We start from the raw sequence: 14,392 nt of genomic DNA, 5'->3' as shown, positions 1-14,392 counted from the left end.
AGGAAATTTAGAACAAGAACAACGCTCTATACGTATATTATATACGTATTAGTAGTAAAAAGCAATAATTGAACTTCATCTAACACACAGTCCTCGCAACTAAGGCCGCGAGGACTGCAAGAACGTTATATGATATTTGAAATAGAGGAGCGGTTAATGAATATAGAAAAATCTAGACTGATTGAAACCGAAAAAAAGTCTATAACAATTATCCCAAAAGAAATTAAAGACAATGAGAAGATATTAGACATTGGCGGTGGCGGAGAAGGAATAATATCAAGAATATATAAGAGTAATGTAACTGCAATTGATAAAAGAAAAGATGAGTTAGATGAAATTAGTGAAACTGATTCACTCAAAATTATCATGGATGCAACTGTAATGACTTTTATTGATAATCAGTTTGATAGAGCAACTGCTTTTTTCTCGTTCATGTATATGAATGAAGATGAGATTATTAAATCAATTAAGGAAGTTCATAGAGTTTTAAAGAAGAATGGTTCTTTTGAAATCTGGGATATTGAAATGCCCTCAGTTCATCAGGTAAAAGAGGATCTTTTAATAGCCCAGATTGAAGTAATGTCTGAAGATTTAATAGTTAATACAGGATATGGAGTTCAACTTAAAGAAGAACAAAGTTTGGATACTTTCGTAGAGTTGTTAAAAAATAATGGATTTACTTCAGTAATTTCTAAAAGCAGTATCGACAATGTTTTTTACATTGAGGTGAAAAAATAACAAACATCATATAACACACAGTCCTCGCAACTTACGCTGCGAGGGACTGCAAGAACGTTAAGCGAAATATTAAAAAAGCTAAGGAGAACAAAATGATTCAAAGATATATATCAAATGAACTAACTCACTTTGTTGGGAGAGGGGAAAAAACTGAAGAACAGTTCAATCTGTTCATTAAGATTTTAAAGTCGGGTGTTCTTAAAACAAAGGATTGGCCAGATAGCATTATTACTTCGTTATTAAGGGATAAGGAAAATAAGATTTCTAGTAACGAATACTATAATATGTTCATGGTATGTTTTTGTGATATTCCGATTTCTGAGCTCAAAATACATATGAATAAATATAGCCACTTTGGTATTTCTTTTGAAAAAAAATTTCTAATAAATCAGGGAGTTACACCAGTTCACTATATTGATAAAAAATCAAAGATGGGAACAGAAACATGGGCAGATTTATATGATAAATATAGTGTGAAAATTTGCGATTTCTTTGCTAAGGAGTTTGCGAATGAGAATAGAACAATTGCTGAAAAAAATGAAATATTAGAAATGAATTTTTTTTTAGAGCAATATATAATGAGCTATTTAAAGTTCTTTGATAGTGAAAAAAGTGATGATGATAAGGAAAATTATTATTTTGAAAGAGAATGGAGATCTATGAAAAAAATTAATTTTGAGTTAAGTGAAATAAATAGAATAATAATTCCGTGCAAATATAAAAAAAGATTTAAAAAAGAATTTCCGAATTATTATGGTGATATAACGACTGTTTAATAAAAATATACTTCGCTTAACACACAGTCCTCGCAACTATGGCTGCGAGGACTGCAAGAACGTTATATGAAATCCTAAAGGAGACTGATATGGATGTCGTTGGAATTATCGATTACTTTTCGAATTATGAAAATTATATTTCAAGTAATGATATTACATTAAATGGATTACCAATTGAAAATGTTGAAGGTTTTTATTGCATTCGATTTACTGGAAATAAAAATGATATACCAATTTGGATGAAAAATTCCATGGATGAAAATATATCGGATTTTCTATATATCGGCAAATCTAATAATCTAAAAAGGAGAGTTTCTCAAGAGTTAAAGGGGAAAAAACATGGTACCTTTTTTAGAACTATTGGAGCAGCACTAGATTTTACACCCCCAGTAGGACAATTAAATTTGTATGCAAATAAGCGGAATTATTGGTTTATCGAAGAAGATAAGAAGGCAATTATACAGTGGCTAAACTTGAATACTATGATTGCCTACTTAGCAAATGTTCATTTTGAAGAGGAAATTAATATTGAGCGAGAACTTATCGTTAAATTAAAACCAATACTCAATACTGATTTTAATAGTATTGTTCCTAAAGAAGTAATTGAAAAAAGGGAACTTTGCAGAATAAAAGCGAATAGTTAATTAAAGGACTTCATATAACACACAGTCCTCGCAACTTACGCTGCGAGGACTGCAAGAACGTTAGACGAAAGCTAGGTTGAGTTACATAGAGTGAAGCGCTACTCTACTTATTTAAGTAAGGTGGTTATTTGACCGACTTAGTTAGAAAAAATCGAAAAGAAATAAAGTGCAAAAAAGACAATAGAAGATCAAAAGAATAAGGTTGTATAAGTGCGGATCTAGTTTGGTATGCGAAAGTGTGTTTGAGGAAAGTGTTTTCGGAAAATTCGATTTGAGGAAGCAAACGCCTTCGTCTAACACACAGTCCTCGCAACTTACGCTGCGAGGACTGCAAGAACGTTAGACGAAAATAAGGAAGAAAAAGACTAAAAAAATAAAGAATGTGAGGGCTAGCATATATATGAAAATTGATGATAACTATAAAGCAATAAAAAAACCGATTATTTACTCAATTCTCGTATTAGCGTTTTTTACTTGTTCATCATTATTTTTGTATTATTTCAACATAGAAGATAAGTTGCTTCTAAATGTTGTAAGGCTAATTACAATAGTCTTACTTTTTCTTCCACTTGTATTATTCAAAAATATTAATGAGATGTCATTATCAAATTTGGGTTTAAAGTTCAATTGGAGATCTGTTATTGCAACTATTATAATTGTTATAACTTTAAGTTTATTGACAGGATTGAAATCAAATTCTGAAATTGGATTTATTACTAAAATCATAGAAGGAATAGCAAGAACCGGTGAAGAGTTATTTTTTAGAGGTTTTGTTTATTTAATCATTTTAGTCATATTTAAAAATGATAAAAATAAAAACTTAATTGCAATATTATTGAGTAGTTTGATTTTTACAATTGCACATACTCAGATATTTCTAGGTTTATATCATTTGAGTTTTGTAAGTATGTTATTCAATACAATAATCACATTTGGACTCTTGAGATATTTTTTCAATTCTATTCTTCCTGTTGTTGCTGTTCACACTTTCATGAATGGGGGGATTATATCCTGCATTATTGGTTTATTGATAACAACTTTATTAATGAGTAAAAATCATTATATAGAAAAGAATAGTGAAAATTTAATAATGTAGTATGAAATAAAAGCTCGTAGAACAAGAAAAAGAGAAGTTGATTATCTTCGTCTAACACACAGTCCTCGCAACTTACGCTGCGAGGACTGTAAGAACGTTATAAGAAATCCAAAAGAGAAAAGAAAAAACAAAACTGATTAGTTAGAGAAGTGATTTATGAAAAAGTGTGATTATTTAGGTGAACTTATCGAAGTAAAGTTAGCATCACTCGAAAAGAAATAGTGAGCTTCGCTCAAAAGATTAGAAGATCTAAATATCTTGAGCTAAGGCTCAAGATGAAGTTGGACTTCTTATAACACACAGTCCTCGCAACTTACGCTGCGAGGGACTGCAAGAACGTTATATGAAATTCAGTAGAAGATAATTTGGGAGACACTTTGATGAGTATTTATAATTATGATAGCATGATCATTAAAATTTCATCAGATCAGGAATTTTCATTAAAATCTAAAGATGACAAAACAAATTATAAACATATTCATAAGTTATTACATTCAATTAATGGCGAACAGTATTCAACTAAATACTCTGTAATAGTAACCGACCAAGAAGATAATGTTAGAAATAGTGCAATAATTGTTGCTGATAATGTTGGAATTTTACAACCACATGAAGATAGCGCAGTTATACAAAATAACAAAATAATCATAGTTATAGGATGCTACGTTGTTGCTCTTGATTTACATAGTTTATCGTTACTTTGGTCTTTAACTACTGAGAATTGTTACGAATGTTTTTCTGTTCATAAGGTAGAAAATCGATTTATAGTTTATTGTGAGGGCTCAATTATTGGAATTACAATGGATGGAACATTAGAATGGGAGTTTACAGGGCGAGATATTTTTGTCAGTATAAATGGTTCAAATCCATTTGAAATCAAAGATAATTGGATAGATTTAGTGGATTTTGAAAATAATAAATACAGAGTGAGTTTTGATGGAACTCTTATCGAATAATTAATGAACTTCATATAACACACAGTCCTCGCAACTTACGCTGCGAGGGACTGTAAGAACGTTATAAGAAAGTGTGGGTTGAGTTACATAGAGTGAAGCGGTACTTGGCTCATTAAAGTAAGATGATTTTAAATTAAGCTAGTTGTAAAAAGCGAAAAGAAATAAGTTCAAAAGATAATTGAAGATCAAAAGATTAAAAGAACAGGGTTATTTTATCGCGATCTAAGTTTAGGATGCAATGGTTAGTTATTAGGAAAGGTTTCGTTTCCGAAATTCAATTGGAGAAGCAAACACCTTCTTATAACACACAGTCCTCGCAACTTACGCTGCGAGGGACTGCAAGAACGTTAGACGAAAGCTAGGTTGAGTTACATAGAGTGAAGCGGTACTCGACTTATTTAAGTAAGGTGGTTATTTGACCTACTTAGTTAGAAAAAATCGAAAAGAAATAAAGTGCAAAAGAGAATAGAAGATCAAAAGAATAAGGTTGTTTTAGTGCGGATCTAGTTTAGGATGCGAAAGTGTGTTTGAGGAAAGTGTTTTCGGAAAATTCGATTTGAGGAAGCAAACGCCTTCGTCTAACACACAGTCCTCGCAACTTACGCTGCGAGGACTGCAAGAACGTTAGACGAAAGCTAGGTTGAGTTACATAGAGTGAAGCGCTACTCTACTTATTTAAGTAAGGTGGTTATTTGACCGACTTAGTTAGAAAAAATCGAAAAGAAATAAAGTGCAAAAAAGACAATAGAAGATCAAAAGAATAAGGTTGTATAAGTGCGGATCTAGTTTGGTATGCGAAAGTGTGTTTGAGGAAAGTGTTTTCGGAAAATTCGATTTGAGGAAGCAAACGCCTTCGTCTAACACACAGTCCTCGCAACTTACGCTGCGAGGACTGCAAGAACGTTATAAGAAAGTGTGGGTTGAGTTACATAGAGTGAAGCGGTACTTGGCTCATTAAAGTAAGCTGATTTTAAATTAAGCTAGTGGTAAAAAGCGAAAAGAAATAAGTTCAAAAGATAATAGAAGATCAAAAGATTAAAAGAACAGGGTTATTTTATTGCGATCTAAGTTTAGGATGCAATGGTTAGTTATATGGAAAGGTTTTGTTTCCGAAATTCAATTGGAGAAGCAAACACCTTCTTATAACACACAGTCCTCGCAACTAAGGCTGCGAGGACTGCAAGAACGTTATCTGATATCCGAAATTAGACTTACGAATCAAAAGAGACATTGTATTAAGACAAACATCGTTAAGTCAGTTAGCTAATTGAAGTAAATTAAAGAAATAAGTGATGGTGCATATCGAAGGATTTCATTCAACTTATAAGAGGCGAAGTATCAACATGTTAGATCTAAAAAGACAAACTCGCTGACGCTCGAGGAAAGATAAGCTCGCTGACTCTCGTGAAGGGACAAGCTCGCTGACTCTCGTGAAGGGACAAGCTCGCTGACTCTCGTGAAGGGATAAGCTCGCTGACGCTCGGAAGAGACAAACTCGCTGACGCTCGGAAGAGACAACTCGCTTGCGCTCGAAAGAGACAACTCGCTAACGCTCGAATAAGTGACAAGGATTTTGTATTTTTGATAAAAGCAATTGTTAAGTTATATTGAAAGAAAAGTAGAATGTTCCGCTTTGATAGTTGAAGAACAAAATCGCTAAACGCTCAAAACGGACATCAGATAACACACAGTCCTCGCAACTTACGCTGCGAGGGACTGCAAGAACGTTAGACGAAAGCTAGGTTGAGTTACATAGAGTTAAGCGATACTCGACTTATTTAAGTAAGTTGGTTAATTGACCGACTTAGTTAGAAAAAATCGAAAAGAAAAAAAGTGAAAAAGAGAATAGAAGATCAAAAGAATAAGGTTGTTTTAGTGCGGATCTAGTTTAGTACGCGAAAGTGTGTTTGAGGAAAGTGTTTTGGAAAATTCGATTTGAGGAAGCAAACGCCTTCGTCTAACACACAGTCCTCGCAACTAAGGCTGCGAGGACTGCAAGAACGTTATACGATATTGGTAGTTAGGGTAAGGGAAAGATGGTGTCTTTCTAAGTGATTGGAGTCAATGCGATTTACTTGGGTTGTGTTACATAGAGTTTTTGTATTTCGAGTCGAAGTTAATTCCGAAATTGTAGTTTAGTAGTTAAGGGGAAATGCCCGAGAAACGTATGGATCGAAATCCGGTTAATTAGAGTCGTAGCCTTTATACTTAAGTTGCCTGACTTTAGTATATGGAAAACCTGTCTTATTTCAGTCGCCGACATGGCTCGCTTCTGAAAAGCGAGGATAGAGGTCGAAACCTTATAAATAGTGATTAAGCTTGAAAGTCTAGCAACCTGCGTTTCTCGGTCAGGAAATCCAACATCGTATAACACCAAATTCCAGTCATCATCCCGCATTGTTACGGGGTTATTTTATAGTGGCGCAATGTTAAAATTAAAAGTGGAGAAGTCTAAATACAGGACGACTGGAATTTTAAACGTTATGAGAAACCCTTAAAAACAAAAAAACATTGAGAACCGTTTAAAAACAAAAACATTATAACTAATAGAAATTGATAATATAGGAGGTGTAGTTTGAAGATTTTAGCTTACATAATAATTGGAATCATTGTGTTTATACTAACGAATTTTATTTCTATTAATTTTGCTCAAGCAATTGGATCTGGACCAGTTGATATTGGAATAATTGTTAGTGCTATAGCAATCTTATGTTCAATAGTTGTAATTTGCACGATAGTAATTGTGGAAGAAATAAGAAGTTTAAATAACAAATAAGAATAAAATGAATTAGTAGATGAAAAAAAATAAGTTTGGCTTCTCAAAATTAAGATTGAAAAAAATAAATGACAATTTTAAAGGTAATAGAAATAGTGGAAATGATAAAGAATTTAAAGGTGAAAAAGAACTGAAATTAAAATTGGCTTCGCCAAGGTAAGAGTGAGAATGAACATAAAAGCTAATAATCAAGTAAGATCTAAGTTAGCTGCGCCACTTTAGAATCAAAATCGAATTGAGCTACGTTTAGAAAAGACAATCTCGCTACGCTCGGAAAAGGGCATCTCATAACACACAGTCCTCGCAACTTACGCTGCGAGGGCTGTAAGAACGTTATAAGAAATCCAAAAGAGAAAAGAAAAAACAAAACTGATTAGTTAGAGAAGTGATTTATGAAAAAGTGTGATTATTTAGGTGAACTTATCGAAGTAAAGTTAGCATCACTCGAAAAGAAATAGTGAGCTTCGCTCAAAAGATTAGAAGATCTAAATATCTTGAGCTAAGGCTCAAGATGAAGTTGGACTTCTTATAACACACAGTCCTCGCAACTTACGCTGCGAGGGACTGCAAGAACGTTATGCGTAATTCTTTTAAAGGGGAAATTATGAGAAACTTTATAGTAAAATCAAATATCAGATTACCTTTTGAACCAAAAAATGACGCATTAAAATTAAAAAAAGAAATAAGAGAAAATTTAAGAAAGCTAGATAAAGATGATTGTGGAATTTTATATGCATATTTAGCAACAAGTAAAAAAGAATTTTTCGATGTTGAAAATGTTCTATTCTACAATGTTGGTTCAGGTGCATTTAATGGTTTATCAGTGGATGAGATAAATTTTGAACTGAAGTACGATGCTCAAAGTGATCTATATGAATATTTCTATGGATTGTTTGAAGAAACACCACTTCTTTTTGATAATAGTAAATTACTTTTAACTTTAGAAACCTTGATACCTCATATAACTTCATCCTGTAAACCTATTGATTATTGGCATTTGATAAATCAAGCTAATGTTGAACAAGTTAATAATTATAAGATAAACGATAATTTTTCCATTGATATAGAATTAGGACTTAAGCAAAGACATCCTAATATTGTTTCACTAATTAAACCTATGATTGATGGAATTATTTCAAGTTTTCACTTTCAAATTGATGTATCAGAAAGTGTTTTGAACATAGTATCAAGGAAACTAGATATAACAAATGATAAAGCAAAAGAAATGCTTTCTGAAAAACCATTTAGTATTCTTGGAGAAAGGAAACTAGTCTCTCTATATCGCAATGGAATCAAATGGAATCCAGAGGACGAAAAGTGTACAAAAGTAAGGGTAAGACAATATAAATCAGATAAAAGCATAATGAAAATTAAGGTATATAGCAACTAAGAACTACGCATAACACACAGTCCTCGCAACTAAGGCTGCGAGGGACTGCAAGAACGTTAGCTGAAATTAGGAAGAAAAAAGAAACAATTAAAATCAAAAGTAGCAAAAGAGAGGATGACAAATGGGTGTAGTTTTTGGATTAATGACTCTGTTAAACAATGAATTGAAAATTGAAGTAATCAACTTATGGAATTACTTAGAAAGCTCATATGGTTTAAAAGGAGTGAAATCATTTTCTTATCCAAACATTAGCTACACAGGTGGTTTTTGCGATGATATTGAGGGCTTAATATCTATACTGGATTCAAGGTTAAGTCCTGCAACATTTGGAGTTGAAGTAGTACAAATTGATAAGTTTGAAAGTCCTGAAAATACAATATTTTTAAAAGTTGATAAAACAAAAGAATTAATAGAATTACATAAATGCATTTCAACTGTTTTAAATGAAGCCGGTTTGAAAACGTTTAATTTATATAATACTGAAAATTGGATACCTCATATTACAATTGCAATGAAAGACATATCAACGAATATTTTAGATGATGCAATTGAGGACTTAAAGAGTAAAGAAATTAACTTCAATAAAGGCATAATTGATAATCTTGCGTTAATAACTATGAACACTAAGAACGGTGATTATCAAATCGTTAAAGTGTGGGAATTTAAGAAATGAAATTAAAGGCGTATAACTAACTTCAGCTAACACACAGTCCTCGCAACTGACGCTGCGAGGGACTGCAAGAACGTTATGTGAAAGTTAAGGAGAGAAAATGAAGATAATAAAATTCTATAAAGATAATCTTAGTGAATATGTAATAAATAAAGAATATTATAAATTTAGAAATTGGTTATTATTTGGGTCACTTATCTTTACCTTCATTTTTTTACTTGTATTAGAATTAGCAATAAATTCAAATTCAAACGGGCTTAAAGGGACAGCTTTTGATTTAGTGATTATAATATGCATTTCACTATTTTTTCTGTTTTTTTTGCCTTATCTATTTAACTTAAGAAATAAAATTAAAAAAACTAAAGTACATATGGTTTACGAATTTTGTAGAATGTATAATATCACATTCAAATCTTACTATTTGGAAAATATTATTGTTTTGAAGAAAGATATTTTGAAAGTTCAAATGAAAGAGTTGATGTCTGAGGACTTAGATATACATTACTTACTAATTGATAAAGTGAGATATGAGAATATATCAAAGAAAACTAGTAAAAAAAATAAAAACTTTCTAGTTATATTGTTCGTTTCAGTTTCAATAACTTTTTTTTATAATTTGATCTTAAATGAAATTTCAAGAATTCTTATTAAAGAACAGTTTAATTTCACAAGCAAATTCTATTTTATAATTTTTGCAGCAATTATAATTGTGTTCATTATTATTTCACTACTAACAACAAATTTTGGAGCTAATCAAATTATTGAAGTATTCCAAGATTTATTAAATGAAAAAGAGTATTCATATTACGATGAGTTAGAGGAAATACTTTTGGAAATAATTGAAGAAAAATTGATAACCTTCACATAACACACAGTCCTCGCAACTAAGGCTGCGAGGACTGCAAGAACGTTATACGATATTGGTAGTTAGGGTAAGGGCGAGATGGTGTCTTTCTAAGTGATTGGAGTCAATGCGATTAACTAAGGTTGTGTTACATAGTGTTTTTGTATTTCGAGTCGAAGTTAATTCCGAAATCGAAGTTTAGGAGTTAAAGGGAAATGCCCGAGAACCGTATGGGTCGAAAACCGGTTAATTAGAGTCGTAACCTTTATACTTTAATTGCCCGATTTTAGTGCATGAAAAACCTGTCTTATTTCAGTCGCCGACATGGCTCGCTTCTGAAAAAGCGAGAATAGAGGTCGAAGCCTTATATAGAGTGATTGCGTTTAAAAGTTTAGCCACCTGCGTTTCTCGGTCAGGAAATCCAACATCGTATAACACCAAATTCCAGTCATCATCCCGTATTGTTACGGGGTTATTTTATAGTGGCGTAATGATAAAATTAAAAGTGGAGAAGTCTAAATACACGACGTCTGGAATTTTAAACGTTATAGGAAAGTTAATAAAAGAAAGAGAAAAAAATGACAAAAAATCAAATGAATGAAACGAGAAAAATTCTTAATAACTATTCTAAAAGATGGGCTGTGCTTAACGCACTCCATCATATTTGGTTTTATATGAAGTTTGGTTTCGAATATGGAACAATAAATAGTGTTAGTACAGATATAAATAAAATGTATCATGTAGCACCAATGTTTTTTAGTATTTCAAGAATTGCCATTGAAAGAACATCAAGAATTGAATTAGTAAAATTTTTCGAAGGTCAAGATAAAGCTTCAATAGTTTATTTAAGAAAATATCTTGATAATGTTTGCGAATCATTGTCATTGGATTCAACAGATAAAAGTTCTATGAGATCCATAAATGAAGATTTAAGAAGAAGTTTAGAGTCAAATTTAGAAACAATTAATAGTCTAAAAGATATTAGAAATAAACATTTAGCACATAGTGATTTAGAAGCGTATATTAATCCAAGCGAATTATATGAGAAAAATAAAATTGAGATAGATAGTGTTTTTAATTTGATACATACTTTAGGTGAATACTTAGATGAGATTTCAAACTTATTAGGTACTGCAAAGTGCCGGAAATATAGCGAAATAATGGATATCCAATCTTTAGAAATGTATTTTAAATAAAGATTTTAAGAAGGTATTTAACCTTCCTATAACACACAGTCCTCGCAACTAAGGCTGCGAGGACTGCAAGAACGTTAGACGAAAGCTAGGTTGAGTTACATATAGTGAAGCGGTACTCGACTTATTTAAGTAAGTTGGTTATTTGAAAGGCTTGGTTAGAAAAAATCGAAAAGAAATAAAGTGCAAAAAAGACAATAGAAGATCAAAAGAATAGGGTTGTATAAGTGCGGATCTAGTTTAGTATGCGAAAGTGTGTTTGAGGAAAGTGTTTTCGGAAAATTCGATTTGAGGAAGCAAACGCCTTCGTCTAACACACAGTCCTCGCAACTAAGGCTGCGAGGACTGCAAGAACGTTATCTGATATCCGAAATTAGACTTACGAATTAAAAGAGACATTGTATTAAGACAAACATCGTTAAGTCAGTTAGCTAATTGGAGTAAATTAAAGAAATAAGTGATGGTGCATATCGAAGGATTTTATTCAACTTATAAGATGCGAAGTATCAACATGTTAGATCGAAAAAGACAAACTCGCTGACGCTCGAGAAAAGATAAGCTCGCTGACGCTCGTGAAGGGACAAGCTCGCTGACGCTCGTGAAGGGACAAGCTCGCTGATGCTCGGAAGAGACAAACTCGCTAACGCTCGAAAGCGACAACTCGCTTGCGCTCGGAAGAGACAAACTCGCTGACGCTCGAAAAAGCGACAAAGCATTTGTTAGGTTATGTTGTAAGAAAAGTAGAATGTTCCGCTTTGATAGTTGAAGAAAAAATCGTTATCGATCAAAACGGACATCAGATAACACACAGTCCTCGCAACTTACGCTGCGAGGGACTGTAAGAACGTTATAAGAAAGTGTGGGCTGAGTTACATAGAGTGAAGCGGTACTTGGCTCATTAAAGTAAGATGATTTTAAATTAAGCTAGTGGTAAAAAGCGAAAAGAAATAAGTTCAAAAGATAATAGAAGATCAAAAGATCAAAAGAACAGGGTTATTTTATTGCGATCTAAGTTTAGGATGCAATGGTTAGTTATTAGGAAAGGTTTCGTTTCCAAAATTCAATTGGAGAAGCAAACACCTTCTTATAACACACAGTCCTCGCAACTTACGCTGCGAGGGACTGCAAGAACGTTAGACGATATCGATAAAACAATAAAGGAGAGCAAATTGAGTAGAGTAATAGATAGATTAAATATTGAAATCATAAACTCAAAGTCCATAATTGCTTTTGAAACTACTGGAGATGGAAACTGGGATAAGTGGGATAGGTACATCACAATTGATGGAAAGAAAGCCTACCATATTGGAAATGTCTGCGGAACTTGCAGTTTCTTTTTTGAGCGAATGGAGGGGGCAAATCGAAGTGTTTCAGCGAAAGAGATTACAAGTGAGCTTGAGAATGGATTATCATATTTAGAATCTGATTTGTTGGACAAAATCTCTATGCTGATCCCGAACGGGAATTACTATGCATTACTAATTGAAGTAAATCCAAGACAAATCGAAATTGGAAGTAAAGATGATTATTTCAGCAACGAACAGATAGAGTGTTGGGGAGAAGATGGCTTTTGGGGATTTCCACACCATCCAAAAATCAACTATTATAGAGGTAATGATCAAAAATTAGAAGAGTCAAAGTTATTATTTGAGTTTATTGTTCCTATGTTTCCGCAGAAATGGCTAAATACAGAGACAATAAAAGAGTATCAAAAGCGTTTAAATGAAGGCGGAAAGCCTACGGTAATTGCAATGTCTGTACTTGATATAAAAGAATTTTATGATAGTGAAGAAAGTCATTATTGCTTAGCTCATTACATTTTAGATGGACATCATAAATTATTTTCTGCAAGTATTGAGAATAAACCAATTACACTTCTCACTTTCTTTGCTATAGATCAAGGTATCTCAAATATTGATGATATTGAGTACTTGATAAAAAGAGTTTGATGAAATCACGACATCGTCTAACACACAGTCCTCGCAACTTACGCTGCGAGGACTGCATGAACGTTATACGAAACAATAAAAGAACGGGGTGATAATTTAGATTTTGAACAATTAATTGCGATGCAATACCTTACACTAGGTGTGAAACTACAAAGAGGCTACATATGAAAAAAATTGTGTTGTATTCTATTGTGATACTTATTATAAGCTTAATTAATAACCCATCTATTGCGATGTCAAGTTTTACTGATGATTCTGATTTGACTTATATATCAATTGATAATACTCATTCTCATGAGAAGTTATCTGAACCCCTTATCACACCAAATGTGGTTGCAGCTTGTCCTTATGGAAATGGAATATGTGATGCAGTTTCAAATGGAACTGGTAAAGTCTATTTGAATGGAAATCTAGTTATTATTGGGGGAGCTTGGCAATGTTCCAAATGTTACACAATATATGTAACTCAGAATTCTCCATTATCGGGCTACCCAATCGGAAATTGGGCTAGCAGGGGCTGGTATTCGCCGATAAGTTATAATGGCTGTATTATGGAAGTTACTTCAATTAGTTATACATCAGCATCATCAATTCCAGGTGTGTCATTCAGGCTACTTGACTTATAAGGACAATCTAAAAACTATTATTTGATTTAAAGACCATACCTAGTGTAAGTTGATTTTGAGGTTTAATAATAAACTTAATTAAGGCGGAGAGGTGAAAAATGATCAAAAATAAAAGATTTATAATTATGAGTATATTAGTTTTTGTAATTTTGTTGTTAGGTATATTTTATTACATATTTTCTAAAAATAATGAATTAAGTTCAAGTGAAAATGTAACTGAATATTTTTTGTTAAAAAGCTATAGCGTCAGCGCTGGGGATATTGAAAAATATAACCGAAACATCGAAACTGAAAATACTATTGAAAAATATGAAGCAAGAATAAAAAAGGAATATTCGGATTACTTCACAGAGAAAGGTATGATTTTATCAATTGCTAATAGAGATACTGAGTGGCTGATTCAAGCCGCGTCAAATTATAAGTTTACAACAACTGTAAAGAATATTACATTAACTATTCGTGAAGAAACTACATCAAAAAGGGTTTATGACTACAAATTATTATTAGTAGTAGAATTAGAAAATAAAGAAATAATTGAAAATGAATACTTTGGGTACATTGAATTTTCATTAGAAAAAAACAAGTGGCTAATTGATAGGTGTAGAATTGATCAGGATTTAAAATCAATAATCAATTAATCGCTTCGTATAACACACAGTCCTCGCAACTAATGCTGCGAGGACTGCAAGAACGTTATACGAAAGCTAATATTGAGATATTTGATAATATGAGGA

At 32.4% G+C, this 14,392-nt stretch carries 13 protein-coding genes; all 13 read left to right on the top strand.

Translation table 11 applies throughout. The annotated features are described in order from the left end of the window. Positions 1-156 precede the first annotated feature (156 nt). Entirely contained in the window at positions 157-738 is a 582-nt protein-coding gene (locus AC4PID_RS01180; protein WP_492133758.1) for a class I SAM-dependent methyltransferase, read from the top strand. A 92-nt stretch (positions 739-830) separates the two neighbouring features. After that, entirely contained in the window at positions 831-1,514 is a 684-nt protein-coding gene (locus AC4PID_RS01175) for an abortive infection system antitoxin AbiGi family protein (RefSeq protein ID WP_492133757.1), read from the top strand. Positions 1,515-1,603: 89 nt separating this feature from the next. Then, positions 1,604-2,158 (top strand): GIY-YIG nuclease family protein, encoded by a 555-nt coding sequence (locus AC4PID_RS01170; RefSeq protein WP_492133756.1) that lies wholly within the window; start codon positions 1,604-1,606, stop codon positions 2,156-2,158. Positions 2,159-2,558: 400 nt separating this feature from the next. Next, positions 2,559-3,254, top strand: a complete 696-nt coding sequence (locus tag AC4PID_RS01165) for a CPBP family intramembrane glutamic endopeptidase (protein ID WP_492133755.1) — start codon at positions 2,559-2,561, stop codon at positions 3,252-3,254. Positions 3,255-3,634: 380 nt separating this feature from the next. Beyond that, positions 3,635-4,210, top strand: coding sequence for a hypothetical protein (locus AC4PID_RS01160; protein ID WP_492133754.1), 576 nt, complete (start codon positions 3,635-3,637; stop codon positions 4,208-4,210). Positions 4,211-6,785: 2,575 nt separating this feature from the next. Continuing rightward, positions 6,786-6,986, top strand: coding sequence for a hypothetical protein (locus tag AC4PID_RS01155; RefSeq protein WP_492133753.1), 201 nt, complete (start codon positions 6,786-6,788; stop codon positions 6,984-6,986). 604 nt (positions 6,987-7,590) lie between these two features. Then, positions 7,591-8,376, top strand: coding sequence for a hypothetical protein (locus tag AC4PID_RS01150; RefSeq protein ID WP_492133752.1), 786 nt, complete (start codon positions 7,591-7,593; stop codon positions 8,374-8,376). A 121-nt stretch (positions 8,377-8,497) separates the two neighbouring features. Continuing rightward, positions 8,498-9,049 (top strand): 2'-5' RNA ligase family protein, encoded by a 552-nt coding sequence (locus AC4PID_RS01145; RefSeq protein ID WP_492133744.1) that lies wholly within the window; start codon positions 8,498-8,500, stop codon positions 9,047-9,049. A gap of 97 nt (positions 9,050-9,146) precedes the next feature. Beyond that, positions 9,147-9,914: a hypothetical protein gene (locus AC4PID_RS01140; RefSeq protein ID WP_492133751.1), complete on the top strand. Its 768-nt coding sequence runs from the start codon at positions 9,147-9,149 to the stop codon at positions 9,912-9,914. Positions 9,915-10,468: 554 nt separating this feature from the next. Then, complete coding sequence (locus tag AC4PID_RS01135) at positions 10,469-11,086, top strand: AbiU2 domain-containing protein (protein ID WP_492133750.1); 618 nt, start codon at positions 10,469-10,471, stop codon at positions 11,084-11,086. A 1,166-nt stretch (positions 11,087-12,252) separates the two neighbouring features. After that, on the top strand, positions 12,253-13,032 hold the full coding sequence (locus AC4PID_RS01130) for a hypothetical protein (RefSeq protein WP_492133749.1): 780 nt from the start codon (positions 12,253-12,255) through the stop codon (positions 13,030-13,032). Between the two features lie 164 nt (positions 13,033-13,196). Further along, entirely contained in the window at positions 13,197-13,658 is a 462-nt protein-coding gene (locus AC4PID_RS01125; RefSeq protein WP_492133734.1) for a hypothetical protein, read from the top strand. Between the two features lie 98 nt (positions 13,659-13,756). Beyond that, entirely contained in the window at positions 13,757-14,296 is a 540-nt protein-coding gene (locus AC4PID_RS01120; protein WP_492133733.1) for a hypothetical protein, read from the top strand. The last annotated feature ends 96 nt before the right edge of the window (positions 14,297-14,392 follow it).

The organism is Fusibacter sp. QWL-12 (assembly GCF_058683495.1).
This window is presented reverse-complemented; position numbering and strand designations above follow the sequence as displayed.

Excerpts from the sequence above, each read along its gene's own strand:
- AC4PID_RS01125 (WP_492133734.1), top strand. The coding sequence starts at position 13,197 with ATGAAAAAAATTGTGTTGTATTCTATTGTGATACTTATTATAAGCTTA.
- AC4PID_RS01145 (WP_492133744.1), top strand. The coding sequence starts at position 8,498 with ATGGGTGTAGTTTTTGGATTAATGACTCTGTTAAACAATGAATTGAAA.
- AC4PID_RS01150 (WP_492133752.1), top strand. The coding sequence starts at position 7,591 with ATGAGAAACTTTATAGTAAAATCAAATATCAGATTACCTTTTGAACCA.
- AC4PID_RS01180 (WP_492133758.1), top strand. The coding sequence starts at position 157 with ATGAATATAGAAAAATCTAGACTGATTGAAACCGAAAAAAAGTCTATA.
- AC4PID_RS01140 (WP_492133751.1), top strand. The coding sequence starts at position 9,147 with ATGAAGATAATAAAATTCTATAAAGATAATCTTAGTGAATATGTAATA.
- AC4PID_RS01165 (WP_492133755.1), top strand. The coding sequence starts at position 2,559 with ATGAAAATTGATGATAACTATAAAGCAATAAAAAAACCGATTATTTAC.
- AC4PID_RS01160 (WP_492133754.1), top strand. The coding sequence starts at position 3,635 with ATGAGTATTTATAATTATGATAGCATGATCATTAAAATTTCATCAGAT.
- AC4PID_RS01120 (WP_492133733.1), top strand. The coding sequence starts at position 13,757 with ATGATCAAAAATAAAAGATTTATAATTATGAGTATATTAGTTTTTGTA.
- AC4PID_RS01175 (WP_492133757.1), top strand. The coding sequence starts at position 831 with ATGATTCAAAGATATATATCAAATGAACTAACTCACTTTGTTGGGAGA.
- AC4PID_RS01170 (WP_492133756.1), top strand. The coding sequence starts at position 1,604 with ATGGATGTCGTTGGAATTATCGATTACTTTTCGAATTATGAAAATTAT.
- AC4PID_RS01135 (WP_492133750.1), top strand. The coding sequence starts at position 10,469 with ATGACAAAAAATCAAATGAATGAAACGAGAAAAATTCTTAATAACTAT.